Raw genomic sequence first — 25,765 nt, 5'->3', positions numbered from 1 at the left:
GATGAACACATGAGCCAACTGTAGATGTTTTTAATTAATAGCGTCTTCCTCTTTCTTTTGAAATGTTTTGCAATCTGTCTCGGCACTGTTGGCTGCTTCATTTTTACTTGCAACAACATAAATTCTCGACGCATCACATTTATTGCCTGAAGCCCAGTACGTACAATTGTTTACCTCACAAAGAACATCTGTAGCCATTTTCCCACCTCCTCATCATTTCTAATATTTACAGTTTAAGGGAATTTCATACCGTTGCATGACGTTTTAAAAGGAATTTCATGATTTAAAAAGAATAATATTAAGTGATGTTCAACCGTTTTCCACAGGGTCGAAGTTAAAATCAAAAGTAAAGGTGAGGTCAACTATGAATGATGTGAATGTCTTCAATGCTGAGGTGACTTATCAGCATGCTGAAGAGAAAGCCGCGCAATATTTTCAACAACTAGAAAATTTAATTGTGGAAAAAACTTTTGACCAAACTTTGATTGAAGATTTTCTATCGTGGAAAGTGAATCATATACATCATCCTGGCGTTTTTTCTCTATTTACACGGAAAAAACAAAAGCCGAGTACGAAAATGTATCATCAATATATTCAGTGGCTGAATTTCACGAATAAATTAGAAAGTTATTTAGATCGCAGTATTTCTTATTTATATTTACGAGACTTAGGAAAACAGCTAAATCACCCTGAAACCGTTGAAAAGATTCAAACAGAAGTGGAGCGACTAAAACATCAACTCCTCGACTCATCAAATTCTACTAATCAAGATATGTTTAGTTTGGCCACACTTTTTCGAAAGGCCCAAAAGGAAGGGATAGAATTAACTTTTGTTTGGTTAATGAACAAGCTAAATGAAGTGGCAAACAATATTCCAGATGGATTAGATGCTGTCAATGCAAGGAGAAAATTAATTAAGATTATTGCTGGCGTTTTAATGCATACTTTAGACCAAATGGATGAGAGCGTACCAGCTAAAGAAAGAACAGAAAAGTTGGATAAAGCGATTAGATTAGGTTATTCCTATGGATTAACATATCCTTTCGTAGATGACTTACTCGATTCACAGCTATTAACTGAAGATGAGAAAATTCAATACTCCGAGATTATTCGCATCGCTCTGATCACAGGCGACGTTCCAAATTTAGGAGAACAGTGGTCCGCAAAAAGCCTCGCATTTTTACAATATATCCACGGAGAACTTCGTGAAGCTTTTGAATATATAAAGCGCAACCAAACATCCAGTTCGTTGCATAAGTTTTTTGAGCAAGCTTATGTATTTTTTAACTCACAAGAAGTGGATCGAAGGAAAAAGCTAACAAACGCTCATTACACAAATGAAGATATTTATATTCCGATTATATTAAAATCAGCCTCTTCTCGATTAATTGCACGGTCTGTCATAAGTGTAACGGAAGATGATGGGTTTGAAGAACGTACATTTCTTTATGGCATTTATAATCAATTAGCGGACGACTTTGCCGATATGTTTGATGATTTGAAGGATGGCGCTGTTACACCGTATACGTACTATCTAACACATCACCATGATAGAAAAGATTTAATAAACCCATTTGAATTGTACTGGTGTGTGATTTGTCATTTAATCCACACAGTCTATGAATCTGACGCTAGAACAAGAGAAGTAATATTAGATCGAGCGATTAATGGGTTGAAGCGTTTTAAAGAAAAACATGGTACACAAAAATATAGTGAAGTGATGAAGTTATTTGCTTCAGGACTTCCACAGTTTAATAAAGTTTTGCAAAAAATGGTCGACAATGCCGATGACGTAGATTTTTTTGATAAATTGTTACGAGACCGTATGATTGAAACGTTAAAAAATGATAAAGAAGATCAAGAACAATTTAAAGAAAAGGTAAAGAGCGTAAGAGAGCGACTAAATCTACTTTTAACTATTCAAGAGGATTCGAAGCTAACGTTGTTTGATGATTCCATTCATGAAGCAGCAAATTATAGTTTAGGCAACGGGGGAAAACGGCTAAGACCAATCATTACATGGTTTACTGGGGGAGAACTATACGGTTTAAATGAAACATCAATGCTCCCATTATTGAAATCATTAGAGTATATGCATACAGCTTCTCTTATTTTTGATGATTTACCTTCACAAGACAATGCATCATTGCGAAGAGGGCATAAAACGGTCCACGAAGTTTATAACGTAGCAACAGCAGAATTAACCGGGCTCTTTTTAACTCAAAGGGCGATTGAAGAACAAACCTTATTACAATATCCAGCTGAAGTTGTGTTGGAACTCATTCGTTATACAGCTCAAATGACAGCGAACATGTGCAAAGGGCAATTAATGGATTTAGAGTCAAAGGGTGCGCGGCTATCCTTAGAACAATTAAATACAATGTGTTTTTATAAGACCGGTTTAGGATTTGAAGCAGCACTTCTTATGCCTGCGATTTTAGCGAAGGCTAACAATACAGAAAAAGAGCTATTAAAACGCTTTGCCAAACATGCGGGAATTGCTTTTCAGATTAAAGATGACTTACTCGATGTTGAAGGAAAGACAGCAGGATTAGGAAAACAATCTGGTATCGACTCTCATAATAATAGTTCAACCTTTGTGACTGTATTAGGTATGGATCAAGCTAAAATTGAAATGTGGGAGCATTATTGTCTAGCGATGGAAGTAGTAGAAGAACTACCTCGTGGGGCGAGTTTTTTAAAGCATATGTTGAATTATCTAGTGAATCGAGAAAACTAAAAAGGTATTCCGAGCATTTAAATCATGCAAGGAATACCTCTTTTATTGGATCGTTTTAATTTCTTTCGTACTATGTACAATACGTTCTTTCTTTCCGAAAAAATTAACAATGATAACCCCTGAAATAGCGACAAGTCCCCCTATTAATGCTAGGGAAGATGGTAATTCACTTAACCAAATCCAAGCGACGATGATGGCAATGACAGGTTCTAAATACAGTGTAGTTGATATAGAACTTGCATTAGCCAAGGATAATGCCATCGCCCATGTAAGATACGCAATCGCAGTAGGGAAGATGCCAATATAAATCGCCGTCATAGTCGCTTCCATTGTGGCAGTTTGAATATCTGTTAATAAGCCAGGTGCAAATAGTAAAAATGGAATCGTTCCAGCCCATGTGCAATAAGCAGTTAATTCAATGGCAGAGTATTTTTTGAAAAATGGTTTTTGATAAACGAAAAAAATCGATGTTGCGATGGCTGCGAGTACCGTTAAAAATACGCCAGGTGCGATACCAAAAGATGTATCCCCAGAACCAAGAGCAATTAAACAAATGCCTACAAAGCCAAATCCCAAACCAACCCATCCAATTTTACCAAGACGTTCTTTTAGTACAATCATGGCAAAGATGGTTGTAAAAATAGGACCTGAGCCAATTAACATCCCCGCCGTTCCTGCACTAATTGTAAGTTGTCCAAATGTGGCACAAATATGGTAACCACTAATCCCAATCCACCCAAGGAACATAATTTTCCAAAAATCTTCTTTTTTAGGTAATCGGATTTTCATACTTGGTATACAAGCGATAATCACAAAAATAATGGATGCAACAACGAACCGGAACAGAATTAAATGCCCGGCTGAAAATCCGCCTTGTAAAGCTACACTGTTTGCTGCAAAGGTGGATCCCCATATAACAACGGTAAATAGCCCCAATAATAACGCTTTACTATTCATTGAAACTCCTCACCAATCTTTCTATGAATTAAATCATAGAAAATATCTTCTCATGGATGGGGACATTGTGGCAAGAGGATTTTATTGATTTATTAATTTCTGCGTGGGTGAGTTCGTTATCAGGTTTATGATGAATCCTATTTTGATTAATTTTTCACGTTGTTCAGTCGTTCATGGGGGTGATGAAAGCTCGATTAATTAAAAATTCCTTGAGGTGATGAAAGCTCAATTGATTAAAAATTCCTCCCGTTCAGTCGTTCATGGGGGTGATGAAAGCTCAATTGATTAAAAATTCCCCCCGTTCAGTCGTTCATGGGGGTGATGAAAGCTCGATTGATTAAAAATTCCTCCCATTCAGTCGTTCATCGAGGTGATGAAAGCTCGATTGATTAAAAATTCCTCCCGTTCAGTCGTTCATTAGGAATATAAAAAGCAGGTAGTTATAAATGTCCTTCATTTTGACTTTGAATAGCGTTATGAAGCGCGCTTCGAACAACTTCTCTCACAGTTTTATCTAACAACGTACTAAAAATCCCCACCTTAATCAAGATGGGGACCCGTCAAATGTTCATTAATAAAACTTCTTTTTACCTTGCTCTTCTTTTAAGATTTCAACGGCTTCTCTGAAACGAAGGGAGTGAATTATTTCACGTTCACGTAAAAATTTTAATCCATCATTTAAATCAGGGTCATCGGATAAATCAATGATCCATTGATATGTGGCACGTGCTTTTTCCTCAGCTGCAATATCCTCATACAAATCTGCAATTGGATCGCCTTTTGCTTGAATATAAGCGGCCGTCCAAGGAACACCAGAAGAATTATGATAGAACAGTGCATTATCATGAACGGAATAATGGTCCCCTAAACCTGCAGCTTTCATCATTTCCGGCGTGGCATCTTTCGTGAGCTTGTAAATCATCGTTGCAATCATCTCAAGGTGAGAGAACTCTTCCATCGCAATATCATTTAATAAACCAATTACCTTATCAGGAATTGAGTAGCGCTGATTCATATAACGTAGTGCAGCTGCTAGTTCTCCGTCAGCCCCACCATATTGCTCGATTAAAAATTTCGCAAGCATTGGGTTACATGTGCTTACTCTAACGGGATATTGGAGTTTCTTCTCATAGTAAAACATCCCTTATTTTCTCCCCTCACATTCGTTTAATTAAGTATTTTAACGAACCGTTTCCACTTTTTTAGTTGTCTAGTTCCACGTGTTAGCCTCTCGAGCGCTTCAAAACCTTCCTGCGCGTGCAAGCACACTTGTCAGGTTTCTCCAGCGCTTATCGGGGCTTAGCGAACGCGCTCCACTTTTCTATACTTGCCATGGCCATGGTGTGTCGTCTACATTCCACGGATGACCAGAATAACTTCTACCAAAGTTCATAAGTGGACCGAATTTTTTCTCAAACTCAACCTTCAATTGCATGCTCTTTTTTGCTGTTTCATTAAATTGTCTAATGGCGTCTAGGTCGTTTTGATGTGTGTTTAAATAGAGGCTTAATTCTACTAATACGAAGTCAATTGCTTGGAGTTCTTCAAGGCATTGGTAATATTCTGGGGGCATTTGTTTAGGCATGTTTAGTCCCCCCTTTTTTTGGATCAGGATAAGGGCTATATAATTGTGGCCAAAGTGTACCATGCATTAGTGCTTGTTTAGGGGTGAATTGTTTAAGTCCGGCGGGTTGGAAGTTCATATACAGTTGCGGAGGTGTCGAATAACTTTTAACTCGAATCGGTTTACACGGATCAAAAGGACCAATATAAGGTTCCCAATATTTAAACTGCGAAGACATAAAATCCTCCTTCCTATTGCATTCCCTAATGTATATGAACAAAAAAACAAAATATTACTTATACCTTTCATTTTAGTGTCTAGAAGGCGAGCCTCTGCTTTGCTAACGTGACCTAAAATCAATTTGTAAAACGAGACTTATTACCACTCATACGTAATTTTTCCTGTGAACAAGGAAAACTTATTCAAATCCTAATCGATATAGGAAACAAATAGGAGCCGTTTTCAAAATAGGACGCTAACAATAGGAAGAGTGTGCAATATATTTTATATCGAATTTTTATCATAATTAATAGCGTAATAACAATTAATAAGCGATGTTCACTATTACGAGAATTGAACATTGCTTTAAAAATAAAACAATAGAGGTGAAAGGAAATGAATGTTTTAAGAAATCTTTCAATCGGTAGAAAGGTGAATGTCCTATTAATAATGGGTTTAGCCTTTCTTATTTTAGTAGGAATAGTTGGGTTTATTTTCACCGGTAAAATGAATAACTACGCTAATGAAATGTACCAAGACCGTTATTTACAATCTCAATATTTGAATGAGGTTCAATCAACGAACGAACAAACAAAGACGATTGTATTAGAAATTCTTTATGGAGAGAAAAGTAAAATTTCCTCATTAGAAGAAGAGTTAAATAATCTTACAAAACAAAATAACGAGCGTCTAGCTTTGTACGAACAAGGAAATCTTGATGAATTCGAAATAGGAAAATTAGAAGCATTAACTCAAGCGACAAATAAATATCGTGAAGCACGTGGAAATGCAATTAACAGGGCAAAAACAGAAGAGAGTGGTGCAGCTTACCGTTACTTTATGGAAAATGCAAACTCACACTTAGAAGAAATGACAGCCATCATTACCGAATTAGTGGATTATAGTATGGAATTAAGTGCTAAACTCGACCAAGAAATTACAGATAGTTATAAACAAGCATCCATCATTACGGTTGTCGTAATAATTATCGCGGTAATCTTACTCGTGTTTGTAGGTAATGTCATTTCAAAATTAGTAACAAAACCAATTAACGAAGTAGTAGAGCTCATGGGCAAGGCTGAAAAAGGTGACTTAACTGTTCGTAGTGAGTACAAGTCTAAAGATGAAGTTGGTTTGATTTTCAATTCGTTTAATGCCATGATTGCAGGTTTACGAGAAGACATTAAATCCGTCTATGATGGATCAACCAATCTTGCCTCAAGCTCAGAAGAAATTTCTGCAAGTACAGAGGAAATCGCAAGTGGTACACAAGTACAAGCCCGATCTGCAAGCGACACAACCGAAATGGTACGCGAAATGGCAGATGCAGTACAAGCTGTGTCTCGTAATGCAGAAGAAGCAGCCGGTGCAACTGAAAATACAGTAAATGTGGCACTACAAGGTGGGGAAGTGATTCGAGAAACAGTAAAAGGTATGGAAGAAATCAGTGAGAAAATTAATGAACTGGCGAGCAAATCCGTTCAAATTGGTGAAATTGTTGAAGTTATTGATGATATTGCTGAACAAACAAACTTACTGGCATTAAATGCAGCAATCGAAGCAGCACGTGCAGGAGAAGCGGGGAAAGGTTTTGCTGTTGTAGCGGATGAAGTAAGAAAATTGGCAGAACGCAGCAGTAAAGCAACGAAAGAAATATCTGACTTAATTCATACAATTCAGGCAAATACAGAAGATTCAGTGGAAGCAGTTCAAATTGGGAATGAACGGGCCCAAAATGCTGGTCATATGTTCCAAGAAATCATTGAAGTCATTCAAGAATCAGCGAAAAAAGTAATTGAAATCGCTGCCGCAAGTGAAGAACAAGCAGCCCAATCAGCACAAGTGCTAGTATCAGTTGAAAATATCGCTTCCATAACAGAAGAAACAGCAGCAAGTGTACAAGAAAACGCTGCAACGGCAACAGATTTAGCAAAAATGGCTGAGCATCTAAATGAGGTCGCAGCGAAATTTAAAGTTTAACGTAGCTCTCCATTGAATGGGAATGGTACAGCTTTTAAACTACCAATTCCTAATAGAATATAGGAAAGAAATAGGAAGGGTATTACGAACCGGAAATCCCATAATAGGAATAGTAGGCGATATCTTTTATATCAAATTTTTATAATAATTAATAGTGTATTAACAAAGGTGGAAACAATCAGAGAGGTGAATAAAATGAGCTTTTTAAGAAATTTAAAAATCAGTAAAAAGATTAATACACTATTAATTTTAAGTTTAATCTTTTTACTCATAGTAGGAATCGTAGGATTTGTCTTTACTGATAGGATGAATAATTATGCTGCGGAAATGTACAATGATCGCTATGTATCAACCCAATATTTGAATGAAGTTCAGAGTGCGATGGAAAAAACAAAACCGTTAGTATTAGAGATTTTATATGGTGATAAAAATAGAATACCCGAACATGAGAAGGCTCTTGCTTTGTTAACTGAAGGGAATAATGAACGTATTGCGAATTATGAAAAAAGTAATTTAGACGAAGTGGAAAAGGAAAAATTAGCTGAATTAAAAGAAGCCATTGCAAATTATCGTGCAGAACGAGCAAATTCAATTAATATGGCTAAAACAAAATCTAGCGCAGAAGCGTATCGTTATTTCACAGAACATGCAAGTACCCTTTTTGATGAGATGACAGAGAAGAACATGGATTTAATTAACTACAATATGGAAAAAAGTGCTCAATTGGATAAAGAAATTACAGCTGCCAATAAACAAGCAACAATAATATCAATCGTCACCATTATTGTTGCTTTAGTAGTCCTAGTATTCATGGGCAACATAATTTCAAAATTAATTACAAGACCTATTAAAGAAGTATTAACACTAATGGGTGAAGCTGCAAAAGGAGACTTAACGGTTAGTAGTACGTATAACTCGAAAGATGAAGTTGGATTAATATTCCAATCATTTAATGAAATGATTGCTGGTTTAAGAGAAGATATTAAAGCAGTTAGTGATCAATCAACGAATCTTGCCTCAAGCTCAGAGGAAATTTCCGCAAGTACAGAGGAAATCGCAAGTGGTACACAAGTACAAGCACAATCAGCAAGCGATACTACCGAAATGGTACGTGAAATGGCAGACGCAGTACAAGCCGTGTCTCGCAATGCAGAAGAAGCAGCGAGTGCAACTGAAAATACAGTAAATGTGGCATTACAAGGTGGAGAAGTGATTCGTGAAACGGTAGTAGGAATGGAAGAAATCAGTGCCAAAATTAATGAACTGGCGAGCAAATCTGTTCAAATTGGTGAAATTATCGAAGTGATTGATGATATTGCAGAACAAACAAACTTACTGGCATTAAATGCAGCAATCGAAGCGGCACGTGCAGGAGAAGCTGGGAAAGGCTTTGCAGTCGTAGCAGATGAAGTTAGAAAGTTAGCAGAACGTAGCGGTAAAGCAACGAAAGAAATTTCGGATTTAATTATGTCGATTCAGGCAAATACAGAAGATTCGGTCGATGCAGTGCAAATTGGGAATGAGCGTGCCCAAAAAGCAGGTCACATGTTCCAAGAAATCATTGAAGTCATTCAAGAATCAGCGAAAAAAGTAATTGAAATCGCTGCCGCAAGTGAGGAACAAGCAGCACAATCAGCAGAAGTTCTAGTGTCAGTTGAAAATATCGCATCCATAACAGAAGAGACAGCAGCAAGTGTACAAGAAACTGCTGCAACGGCAACAGACTTAGCAAGAATGGCTGAACAATTAAATGAAGTGGCAGCCAAATTTAAAGTTTAACGAAAGCCTTCTAAAGACCAGGTTAAGGATAACACTTTAACCTGGTTCTCTAAAAGGAATCTTAGAAAGGAGGTCACTGGTCGTGAATCTCTCTAATGATGTAGAAAATATGCAGTTCGTTGTGTTTTCATTAAACAATCAATTATATTCGTTATCGGTTAAAGAAGTAGTTGAAATTTTGCGGGTACCGAAAATAACAAATGTGCCAGGAATTCCACATTTAATTAAAGGTGTTATTAATTTAAGAGGATCCATTATTACCATTATTAATTTGCATGAGCGATTCCAACTACCTCAACCAGAAAGTGACAAAAAAAATCGCGTTTTTATTGTACAAGGCGATAACGAAAATATTGGTTTTATTGTAGATGAAGTGAAAATGGTCACAAAATTTGATGTAGAAGAAACGGAACCACCCTTTGGCATTAAAATAGATAAAGACTTATTTGTAGGATTTGCAAAATTAGACGGTGAAGTCATTGGCATACTCAATATAGAAAAGGTGCTTTATAACGAGCATTTAGCAGGATAGGTGGTGAAATTATGAAAGACTTTGATATGTCTGCTTATTTAGGTGTATATCTTGATGAGGCAGATGAACAAATTCAAATTTTAGATACTGAAATTTTATTATTAGAAAATGAACCAACAAACATGGGAATTATTCAAAATATTTTCCGTGCTGCTCATACTTTAAAAGGTTCCTCAGCATCGATGGGTTTCGAAAAAATGAAGGAACTCACACATAATTTAGAAAATGTTTTTGATCAAATAAGGAATTCAGAGCTTACAGTAACATCAGATTTAATTAATGTCATTTTTAGTACGATTGATCAGATTAAAGTTTTAAAGGAAGCAATTGTAGAAGGGAAATTGGATGAAATCGATATCTCTTCATCTATTGAAACACTAAATAATTATAAGAATGGCAAAGCAAAGCCGACTGAACAAAAGGCGATACCTAGTAAAAGTGAAGATACCCTCCACGTGGAGTTAGATATATACCAGAAAAATATTGTTCGCCAAGGTTTAACACTTGGTCATTCCGCATTGGAAGTAACCGTGAAGCTTCATCAAGAGGCAATGATGAAAAATGTTCGCGCATTATTAATTCATAACAATTTAAAAGAAGCGGGTGAAGTTGTAGCATCCTTCCCATCCATTGAAACACTAGAGTCAGAGGAAGATTTTAATGGTGAAATGACTTTTATTGTCCTTACAATGGTTGTAAAACGAGAAGTATTCGATATTATTAATCAAATTCCAGATATTAAACACGTTAATATCAATGAAATAACAGAAGGAAACATCGATAAAAAGTTTGTGGACGATGAAGTATTAGAAGCACCACCAACAGCTATAAGTACGCAAGAGCAATCAACCCAAGCAAATGTACCTCAAAAAGCAAAAGTAAATGCAACAGTGCGTGTAGATGTTGAAAAGCTCGAGTATTTAATGAATTTAGTGGGTGAGCTTGTTATTGATCAGACGAGACTTGTAGATGTACGAACAAGATTGACTGAAAAAGATTCGCGCCAAGAAGATGATATTGAAATTCTTGATGAAATTACAAGTCATATAAGCCGTGTCACATCCGAGCTACAAGAAGGCATGATGAAAACAAGGATGTTGCCAATCGAACAATTATTTAACCGCTTCCCACGCATGGTTCGAGATACAGCAATGAAAGCAAATAAAGAAATTAAATTCAACATGCATGGAAAAGAAACAGAGCTTGATCGTACATTAATTGAAGAAATTAGTGACCCGATTATCCATCTATTACGAAATGCAATCGACCATGGGATTGAAACGCCGGAAGAAAGAGAGCTAGCAGGCAAACCAAAAGTAGGGAAAGTGGAATTGTTAGCTGCTCATGAAGAAAACCATATCGTCATTAAAATTTCGGATGATGGGAAAGGGATCGACCCGGAAAAAATAAAAAGCATCGCCATTAAAAAAGGGACTCTTTCTGAAGAAGAAGCAAAAGAAATGACAGATAAGGATGCGATGTTCCTTATTTTCAAATCAGGCGTTTCAACGGCGAAAAAAGTTACGGATATTTCAGGTCGTGGTGTCGGTATGGATATCGTCAAAACGCATATTGAAAAATTAAATGGGATTATTGATATCGATTCTGTCATTGGTGAAGGAACAACTTTCACAATCAAATTACCATTAACACTTGCGATTATTCGCTCATTACTAGTGAAATTTGGTGAACAAACTTTTGCCATTCCTCTTGTCAATGTTTTAGAGATCATTCGTTTGAATAAAAAGGATATCCAAATGATTAAAGACAAAGAATTTGGTTTAGTTCGAGGAAGAGTTTTACCTTTAGTCCGCATGAAAGAAAAACTGGGCATCGAAAATTGTGAAGAGGATCATCTAAAGAAAAAGGAATTTGTTATTGTTGTAGGAATGGCAGATAAACGAATTGGAATTATTGCAGATCGAACGCTCGGTAACCAAGAAATTGTTATTAAATCATTAGGTAAATATATTGGGTCTCCTCCATATATTGCAGGTGCAACGATTATGGGAGATGGAAGTGTCGCACTTATACTAGAAATTTCGTCAATAGTACGCGATGAAGGAACACAATCGCAGCTTAATATTGAAAAACAGCAACAATTAGAAATGACAAAAGATCGTCAGTTTGTAACGTTTAAACTAGAAGACGAAGAGTATGGCTTTGATATTGAAGAGACAAAAGACATTGTGTCCGTCCCATCGATGACAAAAGTCGTAAACGCACCAAAAGATGTACTCGGTCTCATCAACTTGCGCGGAACTATGCTACCAGTAGTCGATTTACGTAGTAGGTTAAACATAAAACAAAAAGAGGTAACGAAGAAGTCGCGAATTATTGTGACGGAAGGAAAACAGCAAGATATTGGTTTCCTTGTTGATGAAGTAACACAAGTATTAAAAATACAAGATGATTTAATCGAACTTCCACCCGTAATGAATGAAAAGAAAAATAGAAAACTGATTAAAGGGATTACAAAACTAGATGATCGTGTCATTACTCTAATCAATTGTAACAAATTACTATACGATGAGGATTTCATCGATTCAACTAGTACGGCATAGTAAAAATAAATGGAAATACTGATTGGATCAAGCAATAAAGCTACTCATAAAGGGTGAAGGAATGTGCGAAAAGAAAATGAAACGATAGAAATCGTAAGCTGGGATACAGATGTCACGCTTAAGACGATTCATGTATTTGAAGCAACACTAAATGCTCTTACAAATATTGATAACGATAAAATTATATTAAAATTTATCGGCGTAAACTACATGAATAGCGCTGGGTTAGGTGTATTAGTTGATACTGTATTAAAGGTACGAAGAACGGCGAAACAAGTAGTGCTTGTAGGTGTGACAGAAGCGCTAATGGAGATCTTTAGTATCGTTAAAATAACAAGCATTATTCAAGTGTTCCCCACACTAGAAGAAGCCTATTATTATTATAGGAACGAATAAAATTAAGAAAAAGAGTTGACAGCTATAGCTACTCAACTCTTTTTTTCATATTTATTACCAATAGCTATTCATTAGTAAAATGATAAAATGAAATCTATAGTAATATAATTATTTGGAATTTAGGTAGGCGAGGGGATTTTAATGGCCAATATACAACAATTGGTAAAGGGACTTCAAGATACCTATGCTTCATCTTTAAATATTTCAATTTTTATTGTAGATAACCAAGGTAGAGCATACGTAGAACCTTCCCATATAAGTTCATTATCGAACGTGATATACCATAATAAGAATGCATTTGTGGAAATACAAAATAAAATACAAAATTATCCTGATGAAAATAAATTTGTTGTATTTGATACAATGGCAGAACCGTTTATTGGTGTGAAATGGGTATTAGCCGCCATCACAGAAAAGAAAGATTATTTCATATTGTTAGGTCCATTTGTTGATAGCCCTCAAGTAAGGGAACTAATGAAAAAGCGCTTAACATCAAAATTGATCAACCAAAAAATAATTGAGCAAGTGGACCTGCTACCAATTATTGAAATGAAAAGTAGCAATTTAATACACAATGTATATATATTATTACAGTTAATTACGAAAATAATGGACTTGGAATCCCAATCGACTTTAGATTCTACTGTTCTTGGCATTAGAAGGTTAGTTGACTCATACGGACAATTAAGTGCGAAAAATTTGCCTCAACTCCTAAATGAAATATACGATTTTCTTAAAAAAGCCTATTTACAAAACGAGTCGGTAAGTTTGTTTGGCGTGGCAAATGTCATTAACGGAAATAAATTAGAAGTTAGTCATGCTATTGGAAAGAAAAGTGAGCATCTTTTAGGAGAGTCTTTTTATATTGGAGAAGGATTTATCGGTCATTGTGCTACAAGTACTGCACCGATCCTGTGGAGGGATATACAGAAAGATCCAAGGTGCGTTTTTTTCACAAAACATCATATCAATTTAGAAGAACTATTATGTTTTCCAATTTATTATAAGGAATATATATATGGAGTTATTTTTGTTGGCTTTCAAAGAAGTGAATCGGATGAACAAATGATTCGCCTGTTGAACGAATGCTTTTCAAAGATTGCTAAGCTCATGTATATTTCTACACTGGAAAATAAGAAGGAAGAAAAGGAACATGAATTAAAACTAACGAAGGAACTTGTGGCGATTCATGCAAACCGTTCGCTATCTGATGAATTACGTTTAGTGAATATTTTAAAGTTATTTCAAGAGTTTTCAACCATGGATCAGATAAGCTTTATTCATAAAGATCGCCATGCAAATATTCGATGTATTAATTGTGAAAACGAGGATCAACAAGATCGACTAGTTGCAACTTTTTCTAAATATAATAAGCTATTGAATCAAGAGCTAGAAAACTTTTACCTTTTAAAAGTAAAGAATGAGCTCATTTATGAAGTTCCAATCATTTTTAACGAAGAATTGTTTGGTTTACTTGTTTTTTCTGGAGTCGATGATCAACAAGCAGAAAATAGACATTTACTCGAGTACTGTACGAAAGTTGTAAAAGATCTTATGATTCATGAATATTTGTTAAAAACTCAGAAGCAACAAACAGAAGAGGAATTAAAAAAGTTAGAAGAAGATGAGGAACATGCAAAAAAGGTTATTCATCACATTACGAATATTCGACCGACGATTCAATCGTTACCTTTGTCAAAACGGGAAAAAGAAGTTCTTTATTATGTTTTAGAAGGATTATCCAATCAAGAAGTAGCAGAAGAATTATTTATTAGTGTACATACTGTAAAAAATCATTTAACGAAAATTTTCAAAAAACTCGATGTTCAAGATCGGAATGAGGCATTTGCATTGGTGTACCGAATTAAGTACGAAATGGCTGGAAAAGTAAATCTTATAGAAAATATGTAACTTACAAAAGTTTGTACAATTTTCATCTACAACAGTGCCCTTGCTTAGGAATTTTATATAAAAAAAGTTAATAGTATAGTAAAGAGCTTACAATATTAATTCGTGGGCTCTTTTATTTTATACAAATTAAGGGCATTACACGCACCATTATTTCCGATGAAAAATCAATTACAAGTATTCGGTATCATTAGCGGACTAACTTCATACTATGTAAAAAAGCCCTGAATGGAGGGAGAACTATCGATATTTTAAACAGGGTAAGACGCTACAGAGAAGAAGAGGATAGACTCAAATGGGAAGGCACCTTTGCAGAATACTTAGAGATTGTGAAAGTTAGACCAGAAGTTGCTCAAACAGCTCATTCACGCGTGTACAATATGATTAAAAGTGCTGGAGTAGAAGAAAGAGATGGACAAAAAATGTACCAGTTCTTTGGGAAAGAAATCTTTGGTTTAGAGACGGCACTTGAAAGATTAGTAGAAGAATATTTCCATCCAGCAGCTAGAAGGTTAGATGTAAGAAAACGTATTCTTTTATTAATGGGTCCAGTAAGTGGTGGTAAGTCAACAATTGTTACATTACTAAAAAGAGGGTTGGAACAATATTCACGGACTGACGAAGGAGCAGTTTATGCAATTAAAGGCTGTCCGATGCATGAAGACCCCCTCCACCTTATTCCACATCATTTAAGAGCAGATTTTCATAGTGAATATGGAATCCGAATCGAGGGAAGTTTGTCGCCGTTAAACACAATGCGTCTTGAACAAGAATATGGTGGACGGATTGAAGATGTTCTGGTAGAGAGAATATTCTTCTCAGAAGATCGACGAGTAGGGATTGGTACATTTACACCGTCTGATCCTAAATCACAAGATATTGCCGATTTAACAGGTAGTATTGATTTCTCGACAATTGCTGAATTTGGTTCTGAGTCTGATCCACGGGCATACCGTTTTGATGGTGAATTAAACAAAGCGAACCGTGGTATGATGGAATTCCAAGAGATGTTGAAATTAGATGAAAAGTTCTTATGGCATTTATTATCGTTAACACAAGAAGGGAACTTTAAAGCAGGGCGTTTTGCACTTATTAGCGCGGACGAACTTATCGTTGCTCATACCAATGAAACGGAATACCGTTCCTTCATTTCAAATAAAAAGAACGAGGCGCTACATTCGCGTATTATTGTAGCTCCAATTCCTTACAACTTAAAAGTAAGTGAGGAAGAACATATTTACGAAAAAATGATTCGCGAAAGTGATATGGCCCATGTTCATATTGCACCACATGCGTTACGAGCAGCAGCCATTTTCTCCGTATTAACTCGATTAGAAGTGCCGAAAAAGCAAGGTATTGATTTAGTGAAGAAAATGCGATTATATGATGGTGAAAACGTAGAAGGATTTAATTCTGTGGATGTTGAGGAATTGAAAAAAGAATATCCAAATGAAGGTATGCATGGAATTGATCCGCGTTATGTGATTAACCGAATTTCTTCTGCCATTATACGTAAAGAAATTCCTTCAATTAATGCATTGGATGTACTTCGAGCTTTGAAAGATGGACTAGATCAACATGCATCCATCTCAGACGAAGACCGCGAAAAGTATATTAATTACATTGCGGTTGCCAGAAGAGAATATGATGATATTGCGAAAAATGAAGTTCAAAAGGCGTTTGTGTACTCCTATGAAGAATCTGCAAAACATTTAATGAATAACTACCTTGATAATGTAGAGGCGTTTTGTAATAAGAACAAGTTGCGTGATCCATTGACTGGGGAAGAAATGAATCCAGACGAAAAACTGATGCGTTCGATTGAGGAACAAATCGGCGTTTCTGAAAATGCAAAACGCGCATTCCGTGAAGAAATTTTAATTCGCCTGTCTGCCTTTGCACGAAAAGGAAAGCGTTTTGACTATAACTCTCATGAAAGATTACGAGAAGCTATTCAGAAAAAACTGTTTGCCGACTTAAAAGATATTGTGAAAATTACTACTTCGTCAAAAACACCAGACGAAGGGCAATTGAAAAAAATTAATGAAGTGGTAGCAAGACTGATTGATAAGCATGGCTATGATTCTACTTCAGCAAATGAATTGTTAAGATATGTAGGAAGTTTATTAAATAGGTAATATATTGATGCGAGTGTCCATAAAATTTAGGACACTCATTTTTTTTACTAATTAGAATGAGAGTTTAGGGAGCATTTCTTCTTGTAATTTTACAGAGCAATGACATTTTCTAATCTCGTGGGATGGACACCAATATTCTAGAAAAATAATGAGTGGGGATGAAAAATGTAGTGAAATATGTCAGAAAATTCGCATATTATAAAAAAAGTGATTTTCTCAAAGGGAAATTGAGAAACTTCATTAAAGATGGGTGAGGATAAAAATGAGTGAAAATCAGAATCGAAACTTTGTCGTCTCTCAGGAAAATTGGTCACTCCATCGTAAAGGGTACCAAGATCAGCAACGCCATATGGATAAAGTGAAAGATGCTATTAAAAATAACTTGCCTGATTTAATTAGTGAAGAAAGTATCATTATGTCAAATGGGAAAGAAGTTATTAAAATACCAATACGCTCTTTAGATGAGTATAAGATTCGTTATAACTACGGTAAATCCAAACATGTTGGGCAAGGTCAGGGAGATAGTAAGGTAGGCGATGTTGTTGCCCGCGATGGGAAGCCTGGAAATCAGCAAGCTGGTCCAGGTCAAGGAAAGAAAGCTGGGGACCAACCAGGGAATGATTATTATGAAGCTGAAGTGAGTTTAGAGGAAGTTCAGAATATTTTATTTAAAGAATTAGAGTTACCGAATCTGAAGAAAAAAGAAGTTGCCGATATGGTCACGGAGAAAATCGAATTTAATGATATCCGCAAAAAAGGTTTGATGGGGAACATCGATAAGAAACGAACAATCTTAACGGCGATTAAACGGAATGCAATGAAAGGAAAAGCGGAAATTACACCGATTCACAATGACGACCTTCGTTTTAAAACATGGGATGAAGTGACAAAGCCAGAGACAAAAGCAGTAGTGCTGGCAATGATGGACACAAGTGGCTCGATGGGAAGCTTTGAAAAGTTTTGTGCGAGAAGTTTCTTCTTCTGGATGACACGATTTTTACGAACGAAATATAAAACCGTAGAAATCGAATTTATTGCTCATCATACCGAAGCGAAAATCGTAACGGAGGAGGAGTTCTTTACAAAGGGAGAGAGCGGGGGAACAATTTGTTCGTCAGCTTATTCGAAAGCATTAGAATTAATTGATTTAAAATACAATCCAGTTCGCTATAATATTTACCCTGTTCATTTTTCAGATGGTGAAAATTTCTCTACGGATAACGAGAAATGTTTTAAATTGGTTCAGCAGTTAATGGATGTATCGAGTATGTTCGGTTATGGTGAAGTAAATCCAAACAATCGTTATTCATCGTTAATGTCCACATTTAAACGCATTGATGATCCAAAGTTCCGTCATTATATTTTGAGACAAAAGAAAGATGTGTATGAAGCGCTAAAAAGCTTTTTCCAAAAACAAGAAACTACTGCATGAGAGGGGAAATGGCTCAAAGAATAATAGTGGGGTGAGGATATATGGAAAAAGAGCTTCATAGAGCAATTGAAGAAATTACAGATATTGCCGTTGGATTTGGTCTTGATTTTTTCCCAATGCATTATGAAATATGTCCAGCTGAAATTATTTATACAATCGGTGCATATGGGATGCCTACTCGCTTTTCACACTGGAGCTTTGGTAAACAATTTCATAAGATGAAACTGCAATATGATTTAGGTTTAAGTCAAATTTATGAGCTTGTAATTAACTCCAATCCTTGTTATGCCTTTTTACTCGACACAAATACACTTACGCAAAATAAGCTAATTATCGCCCACGTATTAGCGCATTGTGATTTCTTCAAAAACAATGTGCGATTCTCCAATACACGTCGGGATATGGTCGAAAGTATGACCGCAACTGCAGAACGTATTGCGAATTATGAAATGCTTTATGGAAAAGAAGAAGTGGAGAAGTTTTTGGATGCAACGCTTGCAATCCAAGAGCATATTGATCCATCCATTGTAAGACCGAACTTATTGGATTATGAAAATGAAATAGATAATGACGACATTGTAGTGCCGAGAAGTGTCTATGATGATTTGTGGGATTTAGATAAGAAAGAGGAGCCAAAACCAACTCCTATTTTCAAAAAGAAAAAGTTCCCACCAAAACCTGAAAAAGATTTACTTATGTTTATTGAAATGCACAGTCGCGAATTAGAAGAATGGCAACGTGACATTTTAACGATGATGCGTGAAGAGATGCAATATTTTTGGCCTCAGTTAGAAACAAAAATTATGAATGAAGGCTGGGCATCTTACTGGCATCAACGAATTATGCGAGAGTTAAATTTAACGACGGATGAAACGATTGAATATGCCAAATTAAATGCGGGCGTTGTGCAACCTTCTAAAACGTCCATCAATCCATATTACCTTGGATTGAAGATATTTGAAGATATTGAAAAGCGTTATAATAACCCAACGGAAGAAATGAAGCGTCTAGGTGTAAAACCAAACTCTGGTCGTGAGAAAATCTTTGAAGTTCGTGAAATCGAATCGGATATTTCCTTTATTCGAAATTATTTAACGAAAGAGCTTGTGGACCAAGAAGATATGTATTTGTTTGAAAAAAAGGGCCATGAATATAAAATTACAAATAAAGATTACGAAAATGTCCGTGATCAACTTGTTTCCATGCGAGTGAACGGAGGATTCCCATACATTGTAGTGGAAAATGGGGATTACTTGCGAAATGGTGAGCTGTATTTAAAACATGGATTTGAAGGGATGGAACTGGACCCTCATTATTTAGAACATGTGCTGCCTTACATTTATCAGTTATGGGGCCGTCCTGTTCATATCGAGACATATGTAGAACAAAAACCTGTTCTCTATACGTATGACGGGAAACGAAATTATCGTAAAGCATTGTAATATATGAAAAGCCCATGAACATAAAAGATTCATGGGCTTTTGGTTATTACATTTTAGATTTGTACATGGGATGCTAGTGTAGTCGGGAGTCGCACGTAAACTGCAAAAAACCGCACATAAAAATCACCCAGCAAAAAATATCTGGGTGATCTCTCTTTTAATATGGCTTTGCATCGTGTCCTTTGTTAATGGCATCTTGTATCGCTTTTTTCGCGTTTATTGCCCCAAGTGGATGGAACTCTTCTGCATATTCTTCGTTACTGTTAGAGGCTGTGTTTGTTTTCTCCGCAATCCCATCTCTTAAACGACGACCGTATTCTTCATCCGCTTCTTCTGCTAGGGCAATCATTTTATCTTGGATGTCTTTTGGACAAATCGCTAAATCATTTACTAAGTTATTAATGAGCTCATCTTTTTCCCACTGCTCAAAACTACGATACGTTTCACCAGCCTGCTTTGTATTGTTTTCGCGATCAATTGATTCACGAACTAAATCGCCCTCAATATGTGGTGTATATTCTTTGCCCACTTGTTCAGCTTCTTTTAAACCACCCATACTAGACGGTTCGTAGTTCACATGTAAGTTTTGCCCAGGTGCTTTGTCATTGTAATAACGTAATTGGCCACCTTCTTGGTTCGTGGCAACACGTTTTTTCGCTGCGTTGATTGGTAGTTGTAAATAGTTTGCTCCTACGCGATAACGTTGTGTATCGGAGTAAGAGAATGTTCTACCGACTAACATTTTATCATCAGAGAAATCAAGACCATCCACTAAAACCCCTGTACCAAAGGCAACTTGTTCCACCTCATTATGGAAGTTTTCTGGATTTTTATTTAACACCATTCGTCCAACTGGTAACCATGGAAACTTGTCGTTTGGCCAAAGTTTTGTATCATCAAGTGGATCAAAGTCTAATTCCGGATGTGGACCATCTTCCATAATTTGAACGAACAATTCCCATTCAGGATATTCTCCCTTTTCAATTGCTTCGTACAAATCTTGTGTCGCGTGGTTAAAGTTTTTTCCTTGAATTTCTTCTGCTTCTTTCACCGTTAAGTTTTTAATCCCTTGTTTTGGTTCCCAGTGGTACTTGACCAGAACGGCTTTTCCTTCATTATTGACCCATTTATATGTGTTAACGCCGGAACCTTGCATCATGCGATAGTTGGCAGGGATTCCCCATGGCGAGTAGACAAGAGTAACCATATGGAAGCTTTCTGGTGAGTTGGCACAGAAATCAAAGAAACGTCGTGCATCTTGAATGTTCGTCACTGGATCTGGTCGGAAGGCATGAATCATATCAGGAAACTTCATGGCATCACGAATAAAGAATATTTTTAAGTTATTCCCTACTAAATCCCAGTTCCCATCTTCGGTATAAAATTTTACAGCAAATCCACGTGGGTCACGCACTGTTTCTGGGGAATGAAGCCCATGTACAACCGTAGAAAAACGAACGAAAACGGGTGTTTGTTTTCCTTTCTCTTGGAAAAGTTTTGCGCGGGTATATTTTGAAACAGGCTCATCACCGGCTGTTCCATAGGCTTCAAAATAGCCATGCGCACCAGCACCACGAGCATGAACAATTCGCTCAGGTACTTTTTCACGATCAAAGTGACTAATTTTTTCGATGAAGTCATAATTCTCTAATGTTGCAGGGCCACGATTACCAACAGTGCGAATGTTTTGATTGTTTGTTACAGGGTGACCTTGTCTGTTTGTTAGGGTATTATCGTTTTCAATGTTTGTTTGATGTTGATCTTGTTTTGGATCTTTTTCCATGAGAATTAGTTCCTTTCTTATGTCCGCTTTAAATGATAGTGGAAAGTTACGATAAATCCCGTCAAAATCACAAGTAATTCCGCCAAATTATGTCGGAATCCCGTCAACTTCATAAATAATTCCGCCAAACTTTATTTAAATCCCGCCAAACGATAAAATGTCCCTAAACCGCGATAATAATTGGTAAAATCATTGGCTTCTTCTTCGTTTGTTCAAAAATATAATTACCAACTTCTTTTTTAATCGCACGTTTCATGCCCATAATGTTCGCTTCTTTAAATGGATCAATTGTTCGTTTTACAACGTCATTGACATTCCCAATGAGCTCTTCATTTCCTTTGGCATAGACAAAACCACGTGAAATACTGTCTGGATCGGAAATACGGTTGCCATCTTCTTTATTAATGGTAACGACTACAACAAGCATGCCTTCTTCGGATAATTGTTTTCGATCACGTAAGACAATATCCACAATTTCGTCATCTCCAACGTTATCGACATACGTATCTCCGGAAGGTACTTGCCTTGTTTGTCGTGCCTCACCGTGCTGAATATCAACTACATCACCATTTCGAATAATAAACGTATGACCTCGTTCGACACCAACTGCTTCAGCTAATTGTCGATGTTTGTGAAGCATGCGATATTCACCATGTATTGGGATGAAATATTTTGGCTTCATGAGTGTAAGCATTAGTTTTAAATCTTCCTGATAGCCATGCCCAGAAACATGCATACCCGTATTACTCGCTGAACCATAAATGACGTTTGCGCCTAGTTGGAACAAGTTGTCTACGATTTTTGAAACCCCTTTTTCATTTCCAGGAATAGGGGATGCTGCGAAAATAACAGTGTCATCTGGTAACACTTTAACGTCACGGTTATTGTTTGTTGATAGTCGAGATAAAGCAGCAAGTGGCTCACCTTGACTACCTGTACACAAGACAACGACACGTTCTGGTGGTAAATTTCTTACTTCACGAGAATCGACGAGCATCCAATCGGGTATATCCACATAGCCTCTTTCTCGTGCAACTTTTACAACGTTCACCATACTGCGGCCAAGTAGCGCTAGTCTTCGGTTTGTTTTTTTCGTCGCATCAACAATTTGTTGCACCCGGTTTACATTGGAAGCAAATGTTGAAATAATAATTTTCCCAGTTGCCCTAAAGAAGGCCTCCTCAATATGCCAACCAACTTTTCGTTCGGATGGAGTGGATCCAGGACGCTCTGCATTTGTACTTTCGGATATAAGTGCAACAACGCCTTCTTCACCGATTTTTGCCATTTTATGAATATCTGAATTTTGCTCATTTACTGGCGTGTAATCGAACTTAAAATCTCCAGTATGCACTATGTTTCCTTCAGGTGTGTTAAAGACAATCCCCAAACAATCAGGGATACTATGACTCACCCTAAAGAAATTAACTTTTATTTCACCAAAATCTAGTTCAGATTTTGAATGAATTTCTATTAAAGTAGACTCTCGTAGAATTTTATGTTCTCTCAACTTTAACTCAATTAATCCAAGGGTAAATCGAGTTGCATAAACCGGTACATTTAGTTTCTTTAAGAAATAGGGAATGCCACCTATATGATCTTCATGTCCGTGGGTAACAATTAAACCACGGATTTTATGTTCGTTTTGTATCAAATACGAAACATCCGGTATGATTAAATCAATACCTAATAAAGATTCATCTGCAAACTTAGCACCGCAATCGACAATAAATAAATCATCCCCATACTCAATGACATACATGTTCTTCCCAATTTCATTAATTCCACCTAAGGCAAAAATGGCTAAAGATTTTTTGCTTTCTGACAATTTATTTCCCTCCCAAAGCGACAATTTACCTTCTTTAAGTATTGCTTCCAATTTGTTGTCCTATACAAAAGCGAATAAAAAGTATTATTGAGAAAATTATGAGAAGCAACTATATAAATTAACTATCATCTGCAATTTAAAGATAATCGTTTCTTTTTTAGCTTTATGGTCGTGAATGCGAAAAAATAGAAAGAAATGAGAATGAATGACCTCTTTCGTGAATAGTATTTTAATACAACTGAAATTTACAAAATCCTAGTTTAAGAATTGAAGTATCTATTGGAATGGGGTGTGTAGTATGCAACAGTTGTTTTTATTACTATTAGAAGTTGTTTATTTATTTTTAGCATTTAAATCAGGCAGTGCTATTTTTTTCATAATCGCTATCATTTTAGGTGGTTGGTGGTTATATGAAGTAAATAAAGAAGCAAAAAAGAGAAATGAAGAATTGGAGATAGAAACGATTGAAGAGATAGAAGAGTACCCCCATACGCGCTATATTTTATCTCCAGACTATTTACAAGCATTGATGATTGACGAAAACTCGGATACATTTCGAATTCTTACGAGGGAAGATCTAGACTCAGAATTTGAGCCAAGAGAATATGGATTTCACGAATTATATGAAGTGGCCATTGTAGAAGATGGAAAAAATGTAGCCCTCACATCAAAAGGTGGCGTCCATGGGTGGTCTTTAATTGATGGTGGTGCAAAAGTGGATGTACATGTAGGTGAGGCAGAAACAGCAGAAGCGAAATCAAAAGAAGTGAAGAAGCTCATGATAAAGCTTGTTGTAGATGACTTATCCAATCCGATTGTAGAATATATCTTTTTAGATAACGAAGAAGCAATCCCGAAAAACTTAGATGAATATAAAGATATATTTAAAGAATGCAATAAATGGTATCAAAAAGTTAGCGTGATTATTAAACGGTATGAACATGAGCGAAAAGAAGTGACAATTAATGGTTGGACCTAGTACTTGCATTTAGTTGCGAGTGCTTTTTTTTAGAAAAATTTACATAAAGCCTATTGTAAAACTAATGATATTAGTTATAATAAAACTAACGATATTAGTTTAAGAGGGGATAGGAATATGAAGGTAACAAAATTGGGGAACATTTATCAGTTAACACTTTGGTCAAATATTTTTCCTGTCAATTGCTATATTTATGAGGAACAACATGGACTTACATTAATTGATGCGGGCATGCCTGCTAGTTATAAGGGGATCGTTAAAACGATTGAGGAGATCGGAAAACCGTTAACAACTATTGTATTAACCCATGCGCATGGGGATCACGTGGGCTCATTAGATCGGTTAAAAGAGTCTTTCCCAGAGGCCATTGTTGCCATTTCTGCACGGGATAGTCGGTTGTTAAAAGGAGACAAAACATTGGATCATGATGAACCAAATACGCCAATAAAGGGAGGCGTTCCAAAAGGGCTGAAAACAACACCAGATTTGCTATTAAAAGAGGGGGATGTTATTGGTACTCTTAAGGTAGTTGAAACACCAGGACATACACCAGGGTCAATTTCGTTGTTAGATTCAACGTCACGTGCAATGATTGTGGGGGATGCCTTTCAAACAAGAGGTAAGGTAGCGGTTTGTGGTCAAATCGTTCTGAGTTTCCCTTTCCCTACATTTGGTACATGGAATAAGGAATTATCACTTCAAAGTGCCAGAAAAATTAAAGAACTAAATCCCTCGTTATTAGCAGTGGGGCATGGCAATATGATACAAAATCCAGTAGATGAAATGACAAAAGCTATTAAAATAGCAGAAATGAACTTATTGAAAGGATAATTACAATGTCGCCTAGAGTTGGTTTAGATATAAATATCATTATAAATACGGCAGCAGAACTTGTAGATACAGAAGGGCTCGAGTCCATTACATTAGCTAAAATTGCAAGAAAGTTAAATGTACGTCCACCTTCTTTATTTAATCATATTCAAGGTCTTCCAAGTATTAAGAGAGAGCTTTCTTTGCTTGGTTTAACGCAACTGTATAATAGTCTACAAAATGCTTTAAACAAAAAAGAGGGAGACGCTGCTATCTATGCCTTAGCTTATGCGTATACAGAATTTGCCCGTAAACATCCAGGATTATATGGGCTCATACTTCAGGCACCCGATCCGAGTGATAAAGAATTACAAACGGCTAGTAACCAAATTATTGGATTGTTAAGTGATGTCTTAAAAGCGTATGACTTAACAGAGGAAGATATCATCCATGCGATTAGAGCATTACGTAGCATTTTGCATGGTTTTTCTTCTTTAGAACAAAATGGGGGCTTTGGACTTCCAGTAAATTTAGAAAAAAGTTTTGAATTAATGGTCGATGGTTTTCTCGCATCGGTAAAAAAGTAAAACAACGTGTATAAGTTTCCTTATACACGTTGCAGACTGTAGACAAACTCGATAAATTTCGAGTTTGCCTACAGTCTTTTTTCTTTTACAATAAACTCAAGAGATTTCTAAAGGTAAAACGAAAACT

At 36.3% G+C, this 25,765-nt stretch carries 20 protein-coding genes; 13 read left to right on the top strand and 7 right to left on the bottom strand.

Annotated features, from left to right (window positions below; translation table 11 throughout):
* Nucleotides 1–30: 30 nt before the first annotated feature.
* Nucleotides 31–198: a DUF1540 domain-containing protein gene (locus EK386_RS17690; protein WP_126660506.1), complete on the bottom strand. Its 168-nt coding sequence runs from the start codon at nt 196–198 to the stop codon at nt 31–33.
* A gap of 166 nt (nt 199–364) precedes the next feature.
* Here EK386_RS17690 and EK386_RS17685 point away from each other — a divergent pair, with 166 nt between their 5' ends.
* Complete coding sequence (locus EK386_RS17685; RefSeq protein ID WP_126660505.1) at nt 365–2,740, top strand: polyprenyl synthetase family protein; 2,376 nt, start codon at nt 365–367, stop codon at nt 2,738–2,740.
* A 42-nt stretch (nt 2,741–2,782) separates the two neighbouring features.
* On the opposite strand, the gene EK386_RS17680 is transcribed toward EK386_RS17685, so the two are convergent.
* The 4 genes from EK386_RS17680 to EK386_RS17665 form a co-directional block, all read right to left on the bottom strand.
* Nucleotides 2,783–3,697 (bottom strand): DMT family transporter, encoded by a 915-nt coding sequence (locus EK386_RS17680; protein ID WP_126660504.1) that lies wholly within the window; start codon nt 3,695–3,697, stop codon nt 2,783–2,785.
* 571 nt (nt 3,698–4,268) lie between these two features.
* Complete coding sequence (locus tag EK386_RS17675) at nt 4,269–4,838, bottom strand: manganese catalase family protein (protein WP_126660503.1); 570 nt, start codon at nt 4,836–4,838, stop codon at nt 4,269–4,271.
* Nucleotides 4,839–5,018: 180 nt separating this feature from the next.
* Nucleotides 5,019–5,282 (bottom strand): spore coat protein CotJB, encoded by a 264-nt coding sequence (locus EK386_RS17670; protein WP_126660502.1) that lies wholly within the window; start codon nt 5,280–5,282, stop codon nt 5,019–5,021.
* Nucleotides 5,275–5,499 carry a spore coat associated protein CotJA gene (locus tag EK386_RS17665; RefSeq protein ID WP_126660501.1) on the bottom strand — a complete coding sequence of 75 codons (225 nt, stop codon included), beginning with the start codon at nt 5,497–5,499 and terminating at the stop codon, nt 5,275–5,277. Before EK386_RS17665 ends, EK386_RS17670 begins: the two co-directional genes overlap by 8 nt.
* Before the next feature lie 377 nt (nt 5,500–5,876).
* On the opposite strand from EK386_RS17665, the gene EK386_RS17660 reads away from it, so the two are divergent.
* From EK386_RS17660 to EK386_RS17620, 9 genes are all read left to right on the top strand, one after another.
* Nucleotides 5,877–7,460 (top strand): methyl-accepting chemotaxis protein, encoded by a 1,584-nt coding sequence (locus EK386_RS17660; RefSeq protein WP_126660500.1) that lies wholly within the window; start codon nt 5,877–5,879, stop codon nt 7,458–7,460.
* A 195-nt stretch (nt 7,461–7,655) separates the two neighbouring features.
* The gene (locus EK386_RS17655; RefSeq protein ID WP_246027718.1) at nt 7,656–9,239 is read left to right on the top strand and encodes a methyl-accepting chemotaxis protein; all 1,584 of its coding nucleotides are present in this window, start codon (nt 7,656–7,658) and stop codon (nt 9,237–9,239) included.
* An 82-nt stretch (nt 9,240–9,321) separates the two neighbouring features.
* Nucleotides 9,322–9,771 (top strand): chemotaxis protein CheW, encoded by a 450-nt coding sequence (locus EK386_RS17650; protein ID WP_246027717.1) that lies wholly within the window; start codon nt 9,322–9,324, stop codon nt 9,769–9,771.
* An 11-nt stretch (nt 9,772–9,782) separates the two neighbouring features.
* Complete coding sequence (locus tag EK386_RS17645; protein WP_126660499.1) at nt 9,783–12,335, top strand: chemotaxis protein CheW; 2,553 nt, start codon at nt 9,783–9,785, stop codon at nt 12,333–12,335.
* A 63-nt stretch (nt 12,336–12,398) separates the two neighbouring features.
* Nucleotides 12,399–12,731, top strand: a complete 333-nt coding sequence (locus EK386_RS17640) for an STAS domain-containing protein (protein WP_126660498.1) — start codon at nt 12,399–12,401, stop codon at nt 12,729–12,731.
* A gap of 141 nt (nt 12,732–12,872) precedes the next feature.
* Nucleotides 12,873–14,642, top strand: coding sequence for a LuxR C-terminal-related transcriptional regulator (locus EK386_RS17635; protein ID WP_126660497.1), 1,770 nt, complete (start codon nt 12,873–12,875; stop codon nt 14,640–14,642).
* Between the two features lie 239 nt (nt 14,643–14,881).
* Nucleotides 14,882–16,777: a PrkA family serine protein kinase gene (locus EK386_RS17630; protein WP_126660496.1), complete on the top strand. Its 1,896-nt coding sequence runs from the start codon at nt 14,882–14,884 to the stop codon at nt 16,775–16,777.
* A gap of 262 nt (nt 16,778–17,039) precedes the next feature.
* On the top strand, nt 17,040–18,209 hold the full coding sequence (gene yhbH, locus EK386_RS17625) for a sporulation protein YhbH (protein WP_126660495.1): 1,170 nt from the start codon (nt 17,040–17,042) through the stop codon (nt 18,207–18,209).
* 41 nt (nt 18,210–18,250) lie between these two features.
* Nucleotides 18,251–19,651 (top strand): SpoVR family protein, encoded by a 1,401-nt coding sequence (locus EK386_RS17620; protein ID WP_126660494.1) that lies wholly within the window; start codon nt 18,251–18,253, stop codon nt 19,649–19,651.
* A 157-nt stretch (nt 19,652–19,808) separates the two neighbouring features.
* Here EK386_RS17620 and EK386_RS17615 read toward each other — a convergent pair whose 3' ends face one another.
* Both EK386_RS17615 and EK386_RS17610 read right to left on the bottom strand, forming a co-directional pair.
* The gene (locus EK386_RS17615) at nt 19,809–21,434 is read right to left on the bottom strand and encodes a catalase (protein ID WP_126660493.1); all 1,626 of its coding nucleotides are present in this window, start codon (nt 21,432–21,434) and stop codon (nt 19,809–19,811) included.
* A gap of 163 nt (nt 21,435–21,597) precedes the next feature.
* Entirely contained in the window at nt 21,598–23,262 is a 1,665-nt protein-coding gene (locus EK386_RS17610) for a ribonuclease J (RefSeq protein WP_126660492.1), read from the bottom strand.
* A 298-nt stretch (nt 23,263–23,560) separates the two neighbouring features.
* On the opposite strand from EK386_RS17610, the gene EK386_RS17605 reads away from it, so the two are divergent.
* The 3 genes from EK386_RS17605 (at nt 23,561) to EK386_RS17595 (ending at nt 25,638) form a co-directional block, all read left to right on the top strand.
* Complete coding sequence (locus EK386_RS17605) at nt 23,561–24,241, top strand: hypothetical protein (RefSeq protein WP_126660491.1); 681 nt, start codon at nt 23,561–23,563, stop codon at nt 24,239–24,241.
* 117 nt (nt 24,242–24,358) lie between these two features.
* A complete protein-coding gene (locus EK386_RS17600) occupies nt 24,359–25,072 on the top strand; it encodes an MBL fold metallo-hydrolase (protein WP_126660490.1) in 714 nt (237 codons plus the stop codon).
* A 5-nt stretch (nt 25,073–25,077) separates the two neighbouring features.
* Nucleotides 25,078–25,638, top strand: a complete 561-nt coding sequence (locus EK386_RS17595) for a TetR/AcrR family transcriptional regulator (protein ID WP_126660489.1) — start codon at nt 25,078–25,080, stop codon at nt 25,636–25,638.
* Nucleotides 25,639–25,765: the final 127 nt, after the last annotated feature.

The sequence above is a fragment of the Lysinibacillus antri genome, from assembly GCF_003977595.1.
In the GTDB taxonomy this organism is placed as follows: domain Bacteria; phylum Bacillota; class Bacilli; order Bacillales_A; family Planococcaceae; genus Ureibacillus; species Ureibacillus antri.
Note: the sequence above shows the minus strand (reverse complement) of the source record. Positions and strands in the feature narration are given on the sequence as shown.

What these genes read in the sequence shown, in the direction of transcription:
- EK386_RS17605 (WP_126660491.1), top strand. Translation starts at nt 23,561, where the DNA reads ATGCAACAGTTGTTTTTATTACTATTAGAAGTTGTTTATTTATTTTTA.
- EK386_RS17615 (WP_126660493.1), bottom strand. Translation starts at nt 21,434, where the DNA reads ATGGAAAAAGATCCAAAACAAGATCAACATCAAACAAACATTGAAAAC.
- EK386_RS17665 (WP_126660501.1), bottom strand. Translation starts at nt 5,499, where the DNA reads ATGTCTTCGCAGTTTAAATATTGGGAACCTTATATTGGTCCTTTTGAT.
- EK386_RS17685 (WP_126660505.1), top strand. Translation starts at nt 365, where the DNA reads ATGAATGATGTGAATGTCTTCAATGCTGAGGTGACTTATCAGCATGCT.
- EK386_RS17645 (WP_126660499.1), top strand. Translation starts at nt 9,783, where the DNA reads ATGAAAGACTTTGATATGTCTGCTTATTTAGGTGTATATCTTGATGAG.
- EK386_RS17680 (WP_126660504.1), bottom strand. Translation starts at nt 3,697, where the DNA reads ATGAATAGTAAAGCGTTATTATTGGGGCTATTTACCGTTGTTATATGG.
- EK386_RS17670 (WP_126660502.1), bottom strand. Translation starts at nt 5,282, where the DNA reads ATGCCTAAACAAATGCCCCCAGAATATTACCAATGCCTTGAAGAACTC.
- EK386_RS17690 (WP_126660506.1), bottom strand. Translation starts at nt 198, where the DNA reads ATGGCTACAGATGTTCTTTGTGAGGTAAACAATTGTACGTACTGGGCT.
- EK386_RS17635 (WP_126660497.1), top strand. Translation starts at nt 12,873, where the DNA reads ATGGCCAATATACAACAATTGGTAAAGGGACTTCAAGATACCTATGCT.
- yhbH (WP_126660495.1), top strand. Translation starts at nt 17,040, where the DNA reads ATGAGTGAAAATCAGAATCGAAACTTTGTCGTCTCTCAGGAAAATTGG.
- EK386_RS17620 (WP_126660494.1), top strand. Translation starts at nt 18,251, where the DNA reads ATGGAAAAAGAGCTTCATAGAGCAATTGAAGAAATTACAGATATTGCC.
- EK386_RS17600 (WP_126660490.1), top strand. Translation starts at nt 24,359, where the DNA reads ATGAAGGTAACAAAATTGGGGAACATTTATCAGTTAACACTTTGGTCA.
- EK386_RS17655 (WP_246027718.1), top strand. Translation starts at nt 7,656, where the DNA reads ATGAGCTTTTTAAGAAATTTAAAAATCAGTAAAAAGATTAATACACTA.
- EK386_RS17595 (WP_126660489.1), top strand. Translation starts at nt 25,078, where the DNA reads ATGTCGCCTAGAGTTGGTTTAGATATAAATATCATTATAAATACGGCA.
- EK386_RS17675 (WP_126660503.1), bottom strand. Translation starts at nt 4,838, where the DNA reads ATGTTTTACTATGAGAAGAAACTCCAATATCCCGTTAGAGTAAGCACA.
- EK386_RS17660 (WP_126660500.1), top strand. Translation starts at nt 5,877, where the DNA reads ATGAATGTTTTAAGAAATCTTTCAATCGGTAGAAAGGTGAATGTCCTA.